Genomic DNA, 18,983 nt, shown 5'->3' with positions numbered 1-18,983 from the left:
TACAGGCCCGTCTCCGGTCACGGACGAACCCTTCACCGCCGGAACCCCCGTGCGGCCAGGGCGGCCCGGGCCTCGGCCAGCAGCGACCGCGGCGAGAACCGCGCCTGCTGGCGCCGCCAGAAGCCGACCGTTCCGGTCATCTCCTTGAGCGAGCCGTCCACGACGTCCCAGTACTCCCGCACCTCATCCTCGCTGGGCTGGCCCGCCCCGAAGATGGAGGCATCAGCCCGGTGCGCCAGCAGAGTTGTGGTGGCGCCGGTGGCGGGGAAGGCTTCAGCGACCACGGCCGCCGTTTCCCGCCTGGTTGCACGGGTGTCCACGGCGGCACCCATGTCCGTGGCCAGGCTGAGGACCTCGTTCCAGCCGCCGCCGACGCGCTGGGCAGGGTCGCCGCCGGCGAAACGGGCCTTCCGGCGCCGGGACTTGAGCAGGGCGATGAGCAGCAGCGGCAGGGCGAGGATGCCGACCGGAACCATCGCGATACCGATGGCCGTGAGAATGGGGCCCCAAAGCAGCCAGGGGTTGTTCTTCTTCTCGTCGGCGTCGAGCGCGTCGGGAGAGGAATCCGGCGGCAGATCGGCAGGTTCCTGCGGCGGTGGCGGCGGCTGCAGGACCTGGGGCTTCGGCTTGGACTTGTTTTCCGGGTCGGGCGGGATGGGAATGTTGTCCTTGGGCGGCGTGGGGTCGAAGGCCACCCAGCCCACCCGGTCGAACGCCACCTCCACCCAGGCGTGGACGTCCTTGCCCAGGATCTTGATTTCGCCGGCACCGTTCTCCGGGCTCTTCGGGTCCGGGTAGAAACCCATGACCACGCGCGAGGGGATGCCCAGATGGCGGAGCATCAGGGACATCGCCACGGCATACTGCTCATCGTCGCCCAGCATCTGCTTGGCGGTCAGGAGGTCGCGGATGCGCGCCGCTCCGTGGCCGGAGACACTGGGGAGCTGCCCGTCGGCGATGAGCCCGTTGCTGAAGGCGCCCTTCTTCTGGAAGTGGGCCTCGATCTGCCGGACCTGGTCCACGGCGGTCGGGGCGTCCTCGGCCAGGTCATTGGCCTGGGCACCCACCACCGGCGGCACGTCGGTGGCGTCCGGCAGGCTGACCTTCGCGAAGCCGTACTGCGTCAGCTGCCCGTGCTCGAGCTTCACCGGGTCCGAAACCTGGACGGTGTAGGAATCGCCCCGGGCCAGGCCCTGGGTGGTCACCGCAGTGTCGGTACCGGAGTTGAAGTACAGCCCCGAGGCAGCGGCGGATGACCCCGGGCCGAAGCTGAGTCCGGTGGTCCGCCGGCCGCCCGGGACGAAGTAGCCCTGGTAGCCATCAATGGTGATGTCCAGGCTGTAGTCGTCCGTCGGCACCGCGTCCGTGGAGTCGGCGAGCGTGTTGATCGATTTCGCATCGCCCACCTTGCTGAAGCTGCCGGAGCCGTTAGGATCCATCGTGTAGTTGGTGCCGTTGAAGGAATCGAGTGCCCCGAGCCGGACACGCGCGTCCTTGGGCAGCCCCTTAACGGTGAACAGGGCCTCGTCCTTCTTGTCCTTGACGAAGTTGCGGAAGCTCGCCAGCGGCGTGACGTATGCCTTGGGGTCAAAGGGCGGTACGACGACGTTGCGGAGGACGCGCCGCTCGTCACCGGCGTCGATGAGCGGCGCTACCGCCGCGGTGATTCCCACCGTCGCCGCCAGGACGGCGGCTCCGGCCGCCAGGCGGCGCATGCGCGCCTTCCCGGCCGTGCCGGCGTCGTGCTGGGGACGGTTCACCGAAACCTTGTGGGTGTCGCGCCGGCGCAGGGCGTCCCGCCGGAAGGTGGCCCAGGCGATGCCCGCCACCGTCAGCGCGATACCCCTTTCCACCGTCAGGAACCCGGCATTGGTGCTGAAGGCGATGCCCGTGACGAACAGTACAAGGACCGGCAGCAGCGGCCAGTAAGGGCTCCGGACCCGCCAGGTCAGGACACCTGCGGCAACCGCCGTGATGAGTGAGCTCAGGAAGGGGACGATCAGCACGCCACCCGCGGTGCCAACCGGAACTCCGACGGTCAGCATGTCCTTCCACGAGAAAACGACGCCCAGCAGCAGCGTCCGCAGCGATTCCAGGCCGGGCAGGAACCCGGCCACTGCGGCGTCGGGCACGGCCAGGGCCGTCCCAAATACCAGGTAACCGCCGAAGGCCAGGGCCGTGGTGATCAGCAGCCCCAGCCGGAAATGGGCGTTGCCGGCAGCGATGGCCAGGCCCAGGATGATCCCGCCAAAGCCGGCAACCAGGTAATGGGGGTCGCCGCCGAAGCTGAGGCCGAACCCCAGGACACCCAGCCCGAGCAGAATGGCGAGCGCACCGCCGTCGAGCACAAAATGCCACAGCGGCCGGCCGTCGGCGAAGGCGGACCCGGCAGCAGGCCGGGCTGGACGGCGAGGGGTGTCCGAACGGTCTTTCCGGTCCGGACGGCGGGCGCTGTCTGGACGGCGGGGGCGGAGACCGGTGGCCTCACTCATGCTGCGGCCTTTCGCAGGACGGAGGGAAGGTCGGAAAGGTCCCCGACCGTGAGCACGGTGAGGTCCCCGATGTTGGCGCGGGCAGGGGCAGCGCCAATATCGACGAGCACGGCGAGGCTCCGCACGCCGGGTGGCACCGAGGCGGCGGCCGAGCGCAGCTGCGTGGGTGTCACGTGGCTGCCCACGACGAAGAAAACCACCGAGGCGTTGGGCACCGTGTCGGCAAGCGTGCGGGCGAGGTCGACGGCGGTCTTCCGCAGCGGCGTGCCAACGATCCGGGTCATGTCGTCCAGCATGTTGCGGCCCGTCTCGCACCGCAGCGGACCGGACTGGGTCAGGACGTCCAGTTCGCGCTGTTCGCGGATGGCCTGCCGGCCGATGGATGCCGCTGCCGAGATGGCCAGCTCGAATTCGTCTTCCGACACGTATTCGTCCGTGTTGATGGACAGCGAAATGGCCAGGTGTGCGCGGCGGGTTTCCTCGAACTGGCGGACCATGAGCTTGTTGGTCCGGGCGGTGGTTTTCCAGTGGATATGCCGCCGGTCATCACCCGCGACGTAGTCGCGCAGCGCGTGGAAGGAAACATCCGCGCTGGACAGCTCCGTGGTGGGCATCCCCTCCAGGTCGCGGATGAACCCGGCGGCGGAACCGGCCAGCGCCACCGTCCGGGGGTGCACGTAGAGGTCCTCAGGTTCCGTCCAGAGCACCTGCCGGCGGAGCAGATGCAGCGGATCGGCCCGGACCGAGCGGACGGGACCGACGACGATAACGGCACGCCGCGCCGTCGGGATGGTGAAAAGGTCCTCATGCACCTGCTGCGGCTTCATCCGCGGGAGGTGGAAGACGGCGGTGGCTGCCCCGACGGGCAGTTCAAGGTCAGCGGGCAGGAGCGGCCGGGCCGACGTGTTGGACACGGCGATGCTTCCGACAGCGCTGTCCCCCACCGCCACCCTGGTGCGGGCGAGGTCGAGCACGACCCCATAGGAGGACCGGCCCAGGATGAAGCCGACGGCAATGACGAAGAGCACCAGCGCCGCAGTGGCTGCCGCCTTGGCTTCCTGCCAGCCGTAGGCGTTTCCGGCCGCCCACAGGAGAATCGCTGCGGCCAGCACGGACCAGCCCAGAACGCTGACCACGGACAGGACGGGGCGCACACGGCGCCCCCACACGCCGTCGGCTATCCGCCAGGCCGGGCCGAGCGCCAGGCGCGCGGTGCTGCCGGCATCCGACCACACCGTGGACTGACGGCTTCCGAACCGCACCTTGGACCATTGCACCCTCGGCAGCGGCACTTTGGGCAACCGCACGCTGGACGCCTGCACCCTGGGTAACCGAACCTTAAGTTGCCGCACTTTAGACAGCCGCACCTAGACGGTGGCGCGCTGCTGCGGCGCCGCGACATCGGCCAGGACGCGTCCCAGAACGGCTTCGGCCGTTGCCCCGGAGAACTCGGCTTCGGGGTCCATGACAAAGCGGTGGGTCCAGACGACGGCGGCGAGGTCCTTGATGTCGTCAGGCAGCACGAAGTTGCGCCCCTGGCTCGCGGCCCAGACCTTTGCCGCCCGGACCATGGCGAGGGCACCACGCACCGACACACCCAGGCGGGTCTCGGGCGCGTTGCGGGTTTCCTCGCAGAGCCGGGAAATGTACTCAAGCACCGCGGTGTCGACGTGCGTCGTGGCAGCGAGGTCCGCCATGTCAGCCACGGCCTGTGTGGTGATGACGGGCTGCAGGTCCCGGGACCGGTCCTTGAGGTTGGTTCCGCCCAGGAGCTGGACGGTGGAGGCGTGGTCCGGGTACCCGATGGAGGTCTTGATCAGGAAGCGGTCCAACTGGGCCTCGGGCAGCCGGTAGGTGCCGGCCTGCTCGATCGGGTTCTGGGTGGCCAGCACCATGAACGGGCGGCCGGCTTCGTAGCTGGTGCCGTCCACGGTGACGCGGGACTCCTCCATGACTTCCAGCAGTGCCGACTGCGTCTTGGGCGAGGCCCTGTTGATTTCGTCGGCGAGGACGATGTTGCTGAAGATCGGTCCCTTGTGGAATTCGAACCGCTGGGTCTTCTGGTCGTAGATGGTCACGCCCGTGACGTCGGAGGGCAGCAGGTCAGGGGTGAACTGGATGCGGCTGTTGGACCCCTGGACGGTGGCCGCGAGGGCCCGGGCCAGGGAGGTCTTGCCCGTGCCCGGGGCGTCTTCGAAGAGGACATGGCCCTCGGCCAGCATCGCGGTGAAGGTCAGGCGGATGACGTGGGCCTTGCCCAGGACAGCCTGGCCCACGTTGGCGACGAGCTTCTCGAACGTCCCTTCAAACCAGGCGGCCTGCTCGGTTGTCATCGTCATGGCTTGTTCCTCTTCTGTTTCATTCCGGGCATGTTCGTTGTCAGCGTAGGGTGTGTCGGATGGTTCAGCACTGGCCGACGCCCGGGCCGCGGATGTCCACCGTGACGCCCTTGACGTACCAGCCGGAGTGCGGGCCGCCGTTCATCTTGTACCAGCGGCTTCCGTTGTTGTAGATGTCGGACCAGCAGGGGGTGGCTATCCAGCCGTCCGACCAGGAGACCCAGTTGGCATCGCTGCCGCCGCAGCTGCGGGTCGCGGCGTTGTACCGGTCCGGGACACCGGGCTTGCCGGGGCAGCTGTTGTTGTCGCTGCGCTTGACCCTGACCTCTGTCAGCGGCGGGGCGGGATCGTTGCCGGAGGTGGCTGATGCCCTTCCGAAGTCTCCCGCGACAACGGTGACGGCCCTGACCCGAAGCGTGCGCGTGTTGTTCCAGCCGCCGCCCGAAGCGTCGAACCTGGTGACCTTGCCAACGTTGGTCCAGGCGCCGCCGTCGAGACTGACCTCGTAGTGGTTCAACGGACGGCCGTTGGTGCCGGTGGAGTTCCAGGTCCAGTGGACTTGGGGGTCGCCCACGGCGGACTTGCCGCCATTGACGTTGGGAGCGTTCGGCGGTGCGTACGGGTTGCCCGAGCCGATGGCCTTCCCGTCGCCGGACACGTTGTTCTTGGTGGAGGCGGCGATGATGTTGACCGTTACGTCCCGGCCGTTGGGCTGGCCGGTGATGGTTCCGCCGCCGGCGTTGATGGGCCCTGACCCGTAGGCGGTGGACCACCGGTAGGTGATCTCCGACGCCTGCGAGCCGTTGCGTTGCGTCTGGGTAAGCGGCGTGAACGTAACATCCAGTTGTCCGTCCTTCCCGGTCGCGCGCACGCTGCCGCCGCTCACGGTGCCCGGTTTGCCTGCTGCCCGGACCGGTGCGGACTGGGCGCTGGTTCCGGACGTGCCTGCCTTGTTGGTGGCGGAAACAGTGAAGGCATAGTCGGCCTCGGAGTTGTCCACCGTGACGTTCAGCGAGGTTCCGGAAGCCACCTTCTGGCTCTTCACCACCGCTCCGCCCCGCAGGGTGGTCAGCGTGTACGCGGAGACCGCATCGCCGTTGTTGTCCGGCGCCGTCCAGCTGACGTTCACCTGGGACTGGGAACCTACGGAACCGGCGCCGGCAGCGGTGGGGGCAGCCGGCGTCACCGGCACTCCGGCCGGGACCTCCGCAGCGGAGTACGGGCTCCACTCCGAGGGATCCTTCGCATCGTTCCGGGCGAGGACGCGCACCTTGTAGGCCACGCCGTTGGTGAGGCCCTTCCACACGTAGCTGGTCGCGGTCAGGTTTTGGATCTGCGGGTTTTGGCCTGCGGGTGCGGGCGAGATTTCAAGGTCGTAGGACTTGATCGGGGAACCCTTGCTGGCAGGTGCCTTCCAGGCAACAGAGAGCTGCTTGTCGCCGAACTTCAGCGACGGTGCCAGCGGGGTGTCCGGCTTGACATCGGGCCGGACCTCGGCCGAGGCCGGTGACCGGTCGGATTCGCCAAAGTCATTCGTTGCCGTCACCTGGAAGTGGTACCGCGTGTTGTTGACCAGGTTGTTCAGGGTGCACGAGTTGGCCGGGCAGTCCTGCTTGTAGCCGCCTTCGCCGTACACCGTGTACTTGGTGATGGGTGAACCCCGGTCCGCCGGCGCCGTCCAGTTCAGCAGCGCTGTCCGGTCGCCGACGCTCTGCGCCTGCGGCGTGGTGGGAGCCAGTGGCTTGTCCTTGACCGTGAGCCGGATCCGGGCCGTGGCGTACCTGGAGGCGTCATCGGTCTTGTCGCCCACCGTGTAGGACACGATGAGGGTTCCGGAGAATCCGGCCGCGGGTGTGACGGTGACCGAGTCCCCGCTGATGGCGGCGGTGCCCTGCCCGGTTTCCGTGGCGACGCCGATGATCTTCAGCGGCGCGTCCTGGAACGGGTTGGCGTCGTTCGCCAGCACCTTGACGGTCACGGGCTTGCCCGCCGCGGCGTTTTCCTCGATGTCGTCGTTGGCTACCGGCAGCGGGCGGTTTGTCGCCGTCACGGCCAGCCGGAACGTGGCAGTGGATTCAAGGCCGCGCGGGTCCTTCGCCTTCACCTGCACCGCTCCCCCGTCGCCGGGCCGCATGCTGCCCTTCGCCGAGACTTTGAGCGAAGCGCCGTCGATGGCCACGTTGAAGCCCTGGGGTACCGCGCCGGCGATCTCGTACTTCATGTTCGCGGCGTCGTCACCATCCGGGTCTGTGGTCAGCTTCGCGAGATCTGCCGAGGCGGAGTCACCCAGCGGAACATCCACCGAGCCGCCGAGCAGCACGGGCGGGTTGTTCCGGTTGGGGTCGGGAAGCACCTTGGTGCGGATGCTCAGCGTGGACTTGAGTCCGGCGGCGTCGTCAGGGCCTGAGCCGTCCGTCACCTCGAAGGTGATGGACCCGGGGCCCACGTAGTCCCTGTCCGCCGTGTACCTGAGGGCGGTGCCGTTGCCGGCCACCGGGTTGCTGCCATCCGCACCGATGAGTTTGATCCGGTCGGCCTGGGTCAGCCGGGGCGAACGGCCGTCCCGCACTTTGACCCACTCGGCGAGGTCGGCGGTCACGGACTGGCCCGCGACCACCTCGAGGACCTGGTCCTTGGCAAGGGTGGGAACCTGCTGGCCCAGGCCGGGCACCCAAATGATCGCCGTCGACTTTTGGCCGTCGACGTCCTCAACCGTGTAGGGCACCAGCTGGGGCTGCTCGGTCAGTTCCACGATCATGGTGCCGTCCGCCCCCGGCCGCGCGGTCCCGGCGCTGCTGCTGATTTTGAGGTTCTCGCCCACGCCGTCAGGGTCCTCGTCATTCTTGAGGACGGGGACGTCGACGGCGGTCTTGCCGAGCGTCTGCGCGGAGGTCACCCGGTCATCCCGGGCGATCGGTGCCTGCAGCGGGACGTTGCTGTCCACCACCATCCTGATGGCTGCCTGCGCGGAGGCTCCGCGTTCGTCGGCCACCGTGTAGCGGATGTTGACGGTGCCCTCGGTGGCCGGTGCCTGCAGCAGGATGCGGCCGCTTTGCTTGCTGACCGTGGCCTTCAGCGTGGCATCGGCTTCGATGCCGTCGGCGAGGATCCGGATCAGGTCCCCGTCCGGGTCGGTGTCGTTGCCTGCTGCGTCGACGGCGATCTGCCGCCCGGGCCGGACTTTTACCTGGTCGTCCACGGGAGTGGGCTTCTGGTTGGTGTCGCTGCGGGGTGCGATCCCCACAGTGACGGTGCCGGTGTTCACGGCGCCCTGGCGGTCCACCACCTTGTAGCGGAACGTGTCGGTTCCGGCGCCGTTTCCGGCCGCGACGAAGTCGATGAAGTTGCTGCCCGCCGTCGCGGTGCCCATGCCGGGCGTGCTGTCGATGCCGGTCAGCTGGACGGAGTCGCCGTCGGGGTCTATGCCGTCCAGCGGCACCGGGATGCGAACTGTGCCGGCGGCCACCACCCGGGCCGTCAGGTTCCTTGGCTGCGGCCGGGAGTTCTCGGCGCCTTCCAGCGGCAGGATGTGGATGGTCACGGCGGCGGCACTCTTCTGGCCTTGCGGGTCCACCGCGTTGTAGATGGCGCGCACGGTTTTGGGCTGGCTGCCGGCGATAAACCTGAGGGTGTTTTCCGAGACGAAGCTCTTTCCGTCCTCCGCCGGGACGGCCTGCGGCAGGACCGGGTCAACGGTCAGCTTTTCGCCCTGCGGGTGGGTGTCGTTGTCCAGGACGGGAATGGTCACGACGTCGTTGACGCGGACGTTGACTTCGTCGGGCCTGGGCTGCGGCGCCTCCACCACGGCCGGGGCGGGAACAGGCACCACCGAGACGCTTCCGGTGGCGGACGACTTGCCATTGGACATCGTGTACCGGAACAGGAAGGGGTCCTTGGTGCCGGCGATGTCGGTGATCCGCAGGACGCTGTGGTCGATCACGCTAACCGACGCCGTGGCGTTCTCCGGTACCGCGACCGACTGCAGGACCAGGACGCCCCCGGACGGGTCGGAGTCGTTCGCCAGCGGGTCCAGCAGGACGCTGCCGCCCACCGGCAGAAGCGCCACGTCGTGGACGGCGACGGGATTTCCGGTGTCCTTGCCGGATTCCACATCCACGCGGATGAGTCCCTGGCTGCTTTGCGGTCCGTTGCTGGCAAGGTACGTCAGGTACACCGGCCCCGGGGTGCGGCTGCGGAAGGTGAAGGTGCCGCCGTCGGTGACCGGGCCCAGTTCTGCGGCTCCGCTGGCTTCCACCTGGGCGAGGCGCAAAGCGCCGCCGTTGGGATCGACGTCGTTCTTCAAGGGTGCGATGACCAGGTCCTGGCCCACCACGGCCGTGACGTGGTCGGCGTTGACCACGGGAGCGAGCGCTCCCGGCGGCTGGACGTTGACCACCACCTTGCCCGTGGTGGTGGCGCGGCCGTCCCAGACGGTCACGGTGACGCTTTTCTTGCCGGCCGAGGCGCCTGAGTCCTGGTAGGTGAGCAGGCCGTCGCGGCGGACCTTGACCTGGTCCTGGTCGTTGTCGGCGGTCGCTGACATCAGGACGAGGTCGTCGCCGTCGGGATCGGCCCAGTCGGTGAGGATGTTCTGGCTGACGGTCTTGCCCTGTTCCACCAGCAGCGTGGTGGGGTCGCCGCGCTTGAAGGCCGGGGGCCGGTTCTCGTCCGGTCCGACGACGCTCAGGCTCACCTTGCCGCCGGCGGACAGGCCGCGGCCGTCCGCCGCGGTGTAGTCGAAGGTCTCGGTCCCCGGCGCGGCGTCGGCCGGCACCGTGACCTGGAAAGCGGACCCGCCGTAGATACTTTCGATGCTGCCGGCCTGGGGACCTTCCGCACCCAGCGAGGCGGTCAGCACGTCGCCGTCGGGGTCGGAATCGTTGTCGAGGACGCTCAGGACCGTGGTGCGCCCCGGCCGGACGCCGACGACGTCGGGCTTCGTTTCGGGGGGACGGTTCGGTTTGGTGCGGTCCGGCAGGACGTTGATGGTGTTGTCGTCGGCGGACTCCTCATTGGGGTCGTCAGCCTGGTTCTTGGGCGGGACAACGTCGTCCCAGTTGTTGACCAGCTGCATGTTCTGGTTGACCAGCCATACGTTCCCCGAGTTCACGTCGTTGAGGACCACGACGTCCCGGTTGACCCGGAACACGTAGCTGGGCGATGCGCTGGCCTTGGGCACGGCCACGTTCTTGTTGTCGGCGTCGTTCGCGCAGTCCCGGACGTACTTGTTCGCACCCGACCATGCCGCGTGGACGCAGCCGCCCAACTGCACGGGCGCTGCCGGCGCGCCCTGGCCGCCGAAGGTGACGGTCTTCGCGGCGGAGCCGTTCAGCGGCTGCTTGAGGAGTGCCTTGCTGGTAGCCACGGCCACGGAGTCCGACGCCGGACCCGACTGCTGCAGCTTCGCCTCCCGCGCGTCGGCCAGCGGCACTTCGCGCCCGCCGGGCAGGAACAGTTTTCCGGCGGCTGCGTCCAGGACCACGGGCTGGTCCCCCACGACGGAGAGCTGGAGGTCCCCTGCGCCCTTCAGTCCGTCCCACGTGCTGGATTCGGTGCCGGCGGTTGCTCCCGCGGCGTCCACGGTGGTCACCGTCACCTGCCCCGTCTTCGGGTCCGCGGAATAAATACGGTCGTCCGGGCCGACGGCGGACACGAGGCCCGGAGAGCCCTTCACCGCGGGCTCGCTGGACTCCTCGTCGAAGGCGTTCACGGTTGACGGGGACATCGCCCATGTCTTGCCGTCGGCGGGGTCGGTGACCGAGATGACGTCGGCGCCGAAACTCACCTGCGCCGTGCCGGGAAGCTTCTTGTCGCCGCCGAGCCTCATGTTGGCGGCGGACACCTGGTTCAGCGTGGAGCCGGATTCGTCGTCAACGAACACCTTGCCGGCGTTCTGCAGGACATCGAATGTGGTGCTGGCCGGGGTCACGGCACCGTCAAGGACCCGCGAGGGGTAGTTGAGCCGGCCGACGGCGTTGCGGGCCTTGCTGACCACCCAGACGCCGCCGTCGTTAAGGTCAACCTCGGTTGTCTTGAACCCCGGGTAGATCACGGCACCGGCCACCAGCGCTGCAGCGGCAGCGGAAAAGACGGTTCCGGTGACGATCTTGTTGCGGCGGTTCCTCAGCCCCAGCTTGCCGAACAAAGTTGACACAGCGTTATTATTCCCCCGAAATCACAGCCGCCTGAGCGCGGCTTACTGGCCCCTGATGTTCATCACGGGCCGGTGACATTCCGCCACTCCCCCATAGAGACGCCGGAACAATTCTGAGTCTCGACTATTACATGGGTGCTGGCGGCTTGTCCAAGAACAGCCCTGTGGCCGTCCGTTACCCCGCCAGCCTACCCGCGCCGTCCCGCCCGGGCGATGGGGAGGACTGCCCACGCTGCGGGTACGGGTTCAGGAGCGCTTAGTCCAGGACCAGGCCCTTGCCCCGTCCCCGGGCCAGGGTGACGGGCTGGATTTCCCCGAATCCGCGGACGTTCTCCACGTCCTGGGGAATGAGCACGAACCGCTCGTCCTGGTCCAGCGCCGCCGCCGTCATCGAGTCCACCAGCACGGTACCCGGATCGGCCAGCGTGGTGAGGCGCGCGGCAAGGTTGACGGTGGGCCCGTAGATGTCGCCCAGGCGGGAGAGGATCCGCCCCCAGACCACGGCAACGCGTGCCTCGGGCAGGATCTCGTCCCGGGTGAAGGCCTCGGCCAGGGCGAGTGAGATTTCGGCGCCCGCTGCCGGCGTCTCGGCGATGTAGAGAACTTCGTCGCCCACCGTCTTCACGAGGCGGCCACCGCCCACCGAGATGATCTCGGCGCATTTGTTCTCGAACCGCTGCACCAGCTTGGCGAGGGTTTTCTCGTTCATCCGGCGGGAAAGGCTTGTGTAGGACACCAGGTCGGCGAAGCCCACGGCCCGCGCCAGGGGAAGCGGCGCGTCGTCCTCATCGCCCTCGCGGCCTTCCTCGCTGGCCTGCAGGCCGGCTTCAGCCCGGACGGCCAGCCGCTGCACGCCGGCGTTGAGCTGCCGCCGCCAGGAGTAGACCAGCATCGCCTCGAGGGGGTCCACCAGCGCGGGCAACTCATGGACGAGGCGCTTGCGGGCCTGGGCGTCCGTGAGCCCCTGTTCGTGGACCATGTCCTCCACCAGGGCCTCGATCTGCCACACCACCATGCGGTCCGTCATCTGCCCAATGGCACGGGTCACCGAGATGGCGGCCTCCTCCGTGAGCATTCCGGCCCGGACCATGCCCACAGCCGTGGACAGGGCAGCCTGGTCACGCTCCGTGAAGGCGACGTCGTCGTCACCCCAGTTGGGGAAGCCCAGTGCACGCCACAGTTTGCGGGCCGAAAGCAGCGACAGGCCCACACCGCCCGCCACCTCGCGGCGGCGCAGCTTGCGTTCGCCGCCCAGAAGCCGTGATTCGAGGGTTTTTGCCGCGATTCGTTCCGCGGACAGGGTGCCGGTGGCAGGATTTTGGACGACGGCGTCCGTCACCTCCCGGTGGCCGGTCTCCTGCGTGCCGGAATGGTCTGTGCCAGTCCCGTGCGTGCCGGTCCCATGCGTGCCGGTCTCCTGTGTGCCAGTCTCCTGGCCGCCGCGCTGATCCTCATCGTTCATCTCTTCCACCTTCTCTCACATCCCGCGGAAACCGGGCGTCGGGCTCATCCGGCGCCAGACCAAATCCAAAGGATTCGTCGTCCGGAAGCTCATCAAGGGCATCCAGCAAGAACCTGTGGAAGGTGGCAACTTCTGGCACATCCTTCAGCACGGTGCCGAAATGGTGCCCGGCATCCAAGGATATATTCCCCGAACGCAACATCCGCTGGAGCATCGACTGGCTGATTGTGACATTACGCACTGAGGCCAGGAAAACCTGCCGGTCCCTGCGGCGGAGCATGCCGTGGCGTGCCAGGATCCGCTGGCTGGTCAGGAAGTACCGGGTGGACTGCCACCGCAGCAGCCGCGGCAGGCAGTAGCCCAAGAGGATCCACAGGCCGGCAAGCACGCAGCCGGCAACCGCCCAGAACGTCCATTCCCCGGTGATGGCCGGTGCCAGCGCGGACAGGCCGCCGCGGATGATCCACGCGCAGGCAAATGCAGCAAGGGCGGGCACCACAATGAAAACCACCGCCGGGAGGAACAGCACCCTGGGCTGCGGGCGGGTCACCACAATGACCTGCTCGCCCGGGAGGAGCTCTTTACGCATAACCGCTTTCGCCGGACCCCTGCTTGTCAGAGCTGCGCGCCTCAGAACCGTGCTTCTCAGACCCGCGCCTTCCAGCCCCGCGTTTGGCAGAGCCGTGCTGGTCAGAATCCTGCGGGGACCACGGCCGCAGGTGGATGACGTCGCCCGCGGTCACCACGTGCTCGTGGGCAGAGGCATCCACCACCAGCAGCGAGCCCGAGTCATCAAGCCGGGACGCGTGGCCGATGATCTCGTGGTCGCCGGGAAGCTGTGCGCGGACCTGCTGGCCGAGGGTGACCATCGCCGTTTCGACGCGCTTGTGCAGCGAATGGCCGCCGGCCAGGCCGGCGGTGGCATCGCCGTCGGCATTGCAGAAGCTGCGGTACAGCGTGCAAAAACGGGAGAGGTAGCTCTTCAGCAGCGCGGTGCGGTCCACTGTTCCGGCGCCCTGCAGCTGGACGGACGTGGCTGTGGGCACCGGCAGCTCGTCCTCGGTGAGGGTGACGTTCAGCCCCGTGCCGAGGATGACGGGCGGCACCGAGCCGTCACCCAGGGGGCCGAGCTGGGCGAGGATGCCGGCGATTTTTCCGCCGCGCACCAGGACATCGTTCGGCCACTTCAGCTCCGCAGGTATTCCTGCCGTCTCATCCAGCGCATCGCGCAGCGCGATGGCGGCCAGGAGGGACAGCCATGAGTAGGTCTGGGTGGGCAGGGGGCGGCCGTCAGCGTTGACGGGCCGCAGCACCAGCGAGACCAGGACCGAACTGCGGGCGGGCGCTTCCCAGGCCCGGTCGAGGCGGCCGCGGGCGGCCGTCTGGTGCTCCGCCGTCAGGACTGCCAGGTCGGGCCAGGCCTTGGGATCCTCGGTCACGGCCCGCAAGAGGTCGGCATTGGTGGATCCGGTGGAGTCCACGACCGTCAGCTGCGCGATGCCGGTGGCGGCGAGGAAGTTGGCGTCGGTCAGGGCTTCCCGGTCCAGGGCCGGCCGCTCGGGCAGGCCGTTCGCTCCGGTCAGGTTCTCCTGCTGTCCACGGCTATCGTCAGGGCGTGCGGCATCCATAGTTGAATCCTAGCGACTCGGCGGGCCGACCGGCCGGGAAAGCGGGCGGTCAGAGGCAGCTCACAGGAAGATGTCAGGGACGAGGTCCGCTTCGGCGGCCCCCAGGCTGTAGGGACGGAAATCCGTGACGCCGGCGGCGGCCAGGACCTGCTCGTCCGTGTAGAAGTTGCCGGTGTTGCAGGAGCCGGTGCCGGTGCCGCCCGCCGGGTTCGCAGCCCCGGTCAGGACGGCGTGGGCTGCGTCGGCCATGATCTCGGGACCGCGGGCAGCCCTGGCCATCGATTCGCCCCCGGCCATGTTCCGGATGGCCGCCGTATCGATCAGCGTCCGCGGCCATAGCGAGTTGACGCAGATGCGGTCGTCCCTGAGTTCCTCCGCCAGGCCCAGCGTGGTCAGGCTCATGCCGTACTTGGCCATGGTGTACGCCAGGTGCCGGCCCGCCCACTTCGGGTCAAGGTTGAGGGGCGGCGAGAGCGTGAGGATGTGGCCGCCGGATGATTTCCGCAGCGCGGGCAGTGCCAGCTTGGACAGCAGGAAGGTGCCGCGGACGTTGATGTCCTGCATGAGGTCGTAGCGTTTCATGTCCACGGCGTCCGTCGGCGAGAGGTCGATCGCCGAGGCGTTGTTGATGACGACGTCGATTCCCCCAAAGCGGCCGACGGCGGCATCCACGGCGCGCGCGACGTCGTCGTCGTTCCGGACGTCCCCCACCAGCGGCAGGGCACTGCCGCCCGCGGCCTCGAGTTCTTCGGCGGCGCTGTAGACCGTGCCCTCGAGCTTTGCGTGCGGCTCACCCGTTTTGGCGAGCAGCACCACGTTGGCGCCGTCGTGCGCTGCCCGCCGGGCGATCGCCAGGCCGATGCCGCGGCTGCCGCCGGACATCAGTATGGTCCGGCCCCGCAGGCTGCCGGTGGCCCGGTAGGGTGTGGCGGGAACAGGGTAAGCGTTGCTGCTCGATGTCATAGGGACACTCTAGCCGCGGTTTGTTACTCTCGAGTAACATCGGTGCTTCCGTCGGCGCCACGGACGAAAATTGTAGGAACCCTACAGCGGTCCCGGGAATTTGCGTCACTAGACTAGCCATCAGGGCTTTGGATTTGTACGGATGCTACTTAACCCGCGAACCGGGGCCCTGCATTTCGCTACTACAGCCCCTGCACGCTGCCGCAGCAGAACAGCTACAGCACAACAGCTACAGAGCCGGAGACACTTCATGAGCCACGATCTGACCACGACGGCGGGAAAGATTGCCGATTTCCGCGACCGCCAGGCCCGTGCTGAGCAGCCTTCCGGCCCTGAAGCCATCGAGAAGCAGCATGCGCGCGGCAAGAACACCGCCCGCGAGCGCATCGACCTGCTCGTGGACGAAGGCTCCTTCGTGGAGTTCGACGCGCTGGCAGTCCACCGCTCCACCGCCTTCGGCATGGAGAAGAAGAAGCCGCTCGGAGACGGCGTCGTGTCGGGTTACGGAACCGTGGACGGCCGGCTTGTGGCCCTCTACAGCCAGGACTTCAGCGTCTACGGCGGCTCCCTGAGCCAGGTCAACGGCGAAAAGATCGTGAAGGTCCAGGAATTCGCCCTCCGCAACGGCTGCCCGGTGGTGGGAATCAACGACGGCGGCGGAGCCCGGATCCAGGAAGGTGTTGCCTCCCTTGCCATGTTCGCGGACATCTTCCGCAACAACGTCCACGCCTCCGGTGTTGTACCCCAGATCTCCCTCATCATGGGCCCGTGCGCCGGCGGCGCTGCCTACTCCCCCGCGCTGACCGACTACGTGGTCATGGTGGACAAGACCTCCCACATGTTCATCACCGGACCGGACGTCATCAAGACCGTCACCGGCGAGGACGTGGACATGGAGACCCTCGGCGGCGCCCGGCAGCACAACGCCACCACCGGCACCTCCACCTACCTCGCCTCCGACGAGGCTGACGCCATCGAGTTCGTCCGGGAACTGCTGGACTTCCTGCCCTCCAACAACCTCTCCGAGGCGCCGGTGCAGGAGCACCAGCAGGAGCTGGAGCTCGACGAGGACGACCTCAGCCTCGACGCGCTGATCCCGGATTCCGCGAACCAGCCCTATGACATGCGCAAGGTCATCGAACAGATCGTCGATGACGCCCACTTCCTGGAAATGCAGGCGCTGTACGCTCCGAACGTGATCATCGGCTACGGCCGCGTTGAAGGCCACACGGTGGGGATCGTGGCCAACCAGCCGCTGCAGTTCGCCGGCACGCTGGACATTTCGGCCTCCGAGAAGGCGGCCCGCTTCGTCCGCCATTGCGACGCCTTCAACATTCCGATCATCACCCTCGTGGACGTTCCGGGATTCCTCCCGGGCAAGGACCAGGAGTTCCAGGGCATCATCCGCCGCGGCGCCAAGCTCCTCTACGCCTACGCCGAAGCCACTGTGCCCAAGCTGACCGTGATCACCCGGAAGGCCTACGGCGGTGCCTACATCGTGATGGGCTCCAAGAAGCTCGGGGCTGACCTGAACCTCGCGTGGCCCACCGCCCAGATCGGCGTGATGGGCGCCCAGGGCGCAGTCAACATCCTTTACCGTCGCGACCTTGCCGCCGTCGCCGAGGCCGGGGGCGACGTCGAGGCCAAGCGCGCCGACGTGATTCGGCAGTACGAGGAAGAGCTGCTCAACCCGTACCAGGCCGCAGAGCTGGGCTACGTTGACGCCGTCATCGCCCCGTCGGACACAAGGCTGCAGATCATCAAGGGGCTGCGGGCGCTGCGCGACAAGCGTGCGAGCCTGCCCACGAAGAAGCACGGGAACATCCCGCTGTGACCGCCCAGAATCCGGCGGCCGAGCCGGCCGAAACCCTGTTCTCCGTCACCAAGGGCGAACCGACGCCCGAGGAGCTGGCGGCGCTTACCGCCGTCGTACTTTCACTGGGTTCCGGCGCAGCGGCCCGCCCCGAGAAGCCGAGCATCCGGCAGTGGATGCGGCGGCAGCAGCTGCGGATGGAGCCGACGCCGGGTCCGGGCGCCTGGAAGCGGAGCCGGGGCTGAAAAATTCAGTAAGTCTTTCATAACTGGAACCGCCCCGTTAGTCTCGTGGGGTGACTACTGAATCTGCCGCCCCAGCGCGCCCCCGGACCGCCATCGACGCCGTCGCCGACGCCCATACCGACACGCTCCTCGCCCTGGATCCGAGCCTGGCCACCACGCTCGGCATCCCGGGGCACGACACCGAGTTCCAGGACTTCTCCCCCGCCGGACTCGGCAGGTTCGCCACGGCGGAACGAAAGACCTTGGCGGCCCTCGAGGGGCTGGAACCCGTTGACGACGTCGACGCCGTGACCCTCGATGCCCTGCGCGAACGCCTTGGCCTCCAGCTGGAGATCCACGACTCGGGCTGGAATCTCGCCGACCTGAACAACATCGATTCCCCGGCGCAGAACATCCGGTCGATCTTCGACCTCATGCCCACGGACACCGAGGAGCACTGGGCCAACATCGCCGGCCGGACGCACAGCGTGCCGGCGGCCATCAGCGGCTATATCGAGTCCTTGCGGACGGCCAGGGACGCCGGCAAGGTCTCGGCCCGGCGCCAGGTCTCGATCGTGATCGAGCAGACCACCAAGTACGCCGCGGCGGACGGCTTCTTCGCCAAGCTCGCGTCGGATGCCAAAACAGCGGATGGCCCGCTGCCTGCGGAACTTCAAGAGAGGCTCGACGCCGGAGCTGCCGCCGCCCGGGCGGCGTACACCGAACTGGCCGCGTTCCTGCAGGCGGAGCTGCTGCCCATTGCCCCGGAGAAGGACGCCGTGGGCCGGGAGCGCTACGCCCTCGCTTCGCGGGTGTTCCTTGGCGCCGCCGTCGACCTCGAGGAAACCTACGCCTGGGGTGTTGAGGAACTTGGGCGGATCATTGCCGCGCAGGAACAGGTAGCCGGGGAAATCAAGCCCGGCGCTTCCATCGCGGAGGCGAAGGAAATCCTCAACAGCGATCCCGCGCGCCGGCTCAAGGGAACGGATGCGCTGACGGCGTGGATGCAGGAGCTGTCCGACCGTGCGGTATCGGACCTGGCCGGCATCCACTTCGACATTCCCGACGTCATGAAGACGCTGGAATGCCGGATCGCGCCCACCGACGAGGGCGGCATCTACTACACGGGGCCGTCGGACGACTTCAGCAGGCCCGGGCGCATGTGGTGGTCCGTGCCCGCTGGCGAGGACGCCTTCACTACCTGGGCCGAGACCACCACCGTGTTCCACGAGGGCGTGCCCGGCCACCACCTGCAGGTGGCCACTGCCGTCTACCGGCGCGAACTGCTTAACAGCTGGCGCCGGAATGTCTGCTGGACCTCGGGACACGGCGAGGGCTGGGCCCTGTACGCCGAGAAGCTGATGGAGGAACTCGGCTACCTCAAGGATCCGGGCGACCACATGGGCATGCTGGACATGCAGCGCATGCGCGCGGCACGGGTGGTGTTCGACATCGGTGTCCACCTGGAACTGGATATTCCCGCGCGCTGGGGAACGGGCACCTGGACGCCGGAGAAGGGCTTCGATTTCCTCAAGGCCAACCTGGACATCAGCGAGGGCAACCTTCAGTTCGAGTTCGCACGCTACCTCGGCTGGCCGGGCCAGGCCCCCTCTTACAAAGTGGGCCAGCGGCTGTGGGAGCAGATCCGCGGGGAGCTCGAAGCCCGGCCGGATTTCGACCTCAAGGCCTTCCACACCAAGGCGCTCAACATCGGCTCCGTAGGGCTCGACACCCTCAAGCGCGCCATGCTCGACTAAGCGTTCCGAGTTTTTGTCCAGATATCGCGAGTTGGAGGGCGCCGAAGTCGTGATATCGCAGGTTGTCAAGCTGTGTGGAGTCACTGGGCTGGTTGTTTGGTTGTTTCGGGTAGGTTGATTCCGGCGTGGCTGGGTGGGGCTGGTGTGGTGG

At 67.8% G+C, this 18,983-nt stretch carries 11 protein-coding genes; 3 read left to right on the top strand and 8 right to left on the bottom strand.

The window, feature by feature from the left end:
- Positions 1 to 32: 32 nt before the first annotated feature.
- The 8 genes from ACFRAU_RS20965 to ACFRAU_RS20930 form a co-directional block, all read right to left on the bottom strand.
- A complete protein-coding gene (locus tag ACFRAU_RS20965; protein ID WP_378001327.1) occupies positions 33 to 2,492 on the bottom strand; it encodes a transglutaminase domain-containing protein in 2,460 nt (819 codons plus the stop codon).
- A complete protein-coding gene (locus ACFRAU_RS20960; RefSeq protein ID WP_378001357.1) occupies positions 2,489 to 3,793 on the bottom strand; it encodes a DUF58 domain-containing protein in 1,305 nt (434 codons plus the stop codon). Before ACFRAU_RS20960 ends, ACFRAU_RS20965 begins: the two co-directional genes overlap by 4 nt.
- A gap of 66 nt (positions 3,794 to 3,859) precedes the next feature.
- The gene (locus tag ACFRAU_RS20955; RefSeq protein ID WP_377994104.1) at positions 3,860 to 4,831 is read right to left on the bottom strand and encodes an AAA family ATPase; all 972 of its coding nucleotides are present in this window, start codon (positions 4,829 to 4,831) and stop codon (positions 3,860 to 3,862) included.
- Between the two features lie 64 nt (positions 4,832 to 4,895).
- Complete coding sequence (locus ACFRAU_RS20950) at positions 4,896 to 10,985, bottom strand: Ig-like domain-containing protein (protein ID WP_378001326.1); 6,090 nt, start codon at positions 10,983 to 10,985, stop codon at positions 4,896 to 4,898.
- Between the two features lie 256 nt (positions 10,986 to 11,241).
- Entirely contained in the window at positions 11,242 to 12,447 is a 1,206-nt protein-coding gene (locus ACFRAU_RS20945; RefSeq protein ID WP_378001325.1) for an adenylate/guanylate cyclase domain-containing protein, read from the bottom strand.
- Positions 12,437 to 13,036 carry a PH domain-containing protein gene (locus tag ACFRAU_RS20940; RefSeq protein ID WP_378001324.1) on the bottom strand — a complete coding sequence of 200 codons (600 nt, stop codon included), beginning with the start codon at positions 13,034 to 13,036 and terminating at the stop codon, positions 12,437 to 12,439. Before ACFRAU_RS20940 ends, ACFRAU_RS20945 begins: the two co-directional genes overlap by 11 nt.
- The gene (locus ACFRAU_RS20935) at positions 13,029 to 14,075 is read right to left on the bottom strand and encodes a biotin--[acetyl-CoA-carboxylase] ligase (RefSeq protein ID WP_378001323.1); all 1,047 of its coding nucleotides are present in this window, start codon (positions 14,073 to 14,075) and stop codon (positions 13,029 to 13,031) included. The genes ACFRAU_RS20940 and ACFRAU_RS20935 overlap by 8 nt, the downstream gene beginning before the upstream one ends.
- A 60-nt stretch (positions 14,076 to 14,135) precedes the next feature.
- The gene (locus ACFRAU_RS20930) at positions 14,136 to 15,038 is read right to left on the bottom strand and encodes an SDR family oxidoreductase (protein WP_378001322.1); all 903 of its coding nucleotides are present in this window, start codon (positions 15,036 to 15,038) and stop codon (positions 14,136 to 14,138) included.
- A 250-nt stretch (positions 15,039 to 15,288) separates the two neighbouring features.
- Here ACFRAU_RS20930 and ACFRAU_RS20925 point away from each other — a divergent pair, with 250 nt between their 5' ends.
- Genes ACFRAU_RS20925 through ACFRAU_RS20915 form a run of 3 tightly spaced genes read left to right on the top strand, consistent with a single transcriptional unit; the run spans position 15,289 to position 18,832 of the window.
- Entirely contained in the window at positions 15,289 to 16,872 is a 1,584-nt protein-coding gene (locus ACFRAU_RS20925; RefSeq protein ID WP_377994098.1) for an acyl-CoA carboxylase subunit beta, read from the top strand.
- A complete protein-coding gene (locus tag ACFRAU_RS20920; RefSeq protein ID WP_377994097.1) occupies positions 16,869 to 17,096 on the top strand; it encodes an acyl-CoA carboxylase subunit epsilon in 228 nt (75 codons plus the stop codon). Before ACFRAU_RS20925 ends, ACFRAU_RS20920 begins: the two co-directional genes overlap by 4 nt.
- A 50-nt stretch (positions 17,097 to 17,146) precedes the next feature.
- Positions 17,147 to 18,832, top strand: coding sequence for a DUF885 domain-containing protein (locus ACFRAU_RS20915; protein WP_378001321.1), 1,686 nt, complete (start codon positions 17,147 to 17,149; stop codon positions 18,830 to 18,832).
- Positions 18,833 to 18,983: the final 151 nt, after the last annotated feature.

It is taken from the genome of Arthrobacter sp. NPDC056691 (genome assembly GCF_042791415.1).
Taxonomy (GTDB): domain Bacteria; phylum Actinomycetota; class Actinomycetes; order Actinomycetales; family Micrococcaceae; genus Arthrobacter.
Note: the sequence above shows the minus strand (reverse complement) of the source record. Positions and strands in the feature narration are given on the sequence as shown.

What these genes read in the sequence shown, in the direction of transcription:
- ACFRAU_RS20965 (WP_378001327.1), bottom strand. Translation starts at nt 2,492, where the DNA reads ATGAGTGAGGCCACCGGTCTCCGCCCCCGCCGTCCAGACAGCGCCCGC.
- ACFRAU_RS20955 (WP_377994104.1), bottom strand. Translation starts at nt 4,831, where the DNA reads ATGACGATGACAACCGAGCAGGCCGCCTGGTTTGAAGGGACGTTCGAG.
- ACFRAU_RS20945 (WP_378001325.1), bottom strand. Translation starts at nt 12,447, where the DNA reads ATGAACGATGAGGATCAGCGCGGCGGCCAGGAGACTGGCACACAGGAG.
- ACFRAU_RS20940 (WP_378001324.1), bottom strand. Translation starts at nt 13,036, where the DNA reads ATGCGTAAAGAGCTCCTCCCGGGCGAGCAGGTCATTGTGGTGACCCGC.
- ACFRAU_RS20935 (WP_378001323.1), bottom strand. Translation starts at nt 14,075, where the DNA reads ATGGATGCCGCACGCCCTGACGATAGCCGTGGACAGCAGGAGAACCTG.
- ACFRAU_RS20930 (WP_378001322.1), bottom strand. Translation starts at nt 15,038, where the DNA reads ATGACATCGAGCAGCAACGCTTACCCTGTTCCCGCCACACCCTACCGG.
- ACFRAU_RS20925 (WP_377994098.1), top strand. Translation starts at nt 15,289, where the DNA reads ATGAGCCACGATCTGACCACGACGGCGGGAAAGATTGCCGATTTCCGC.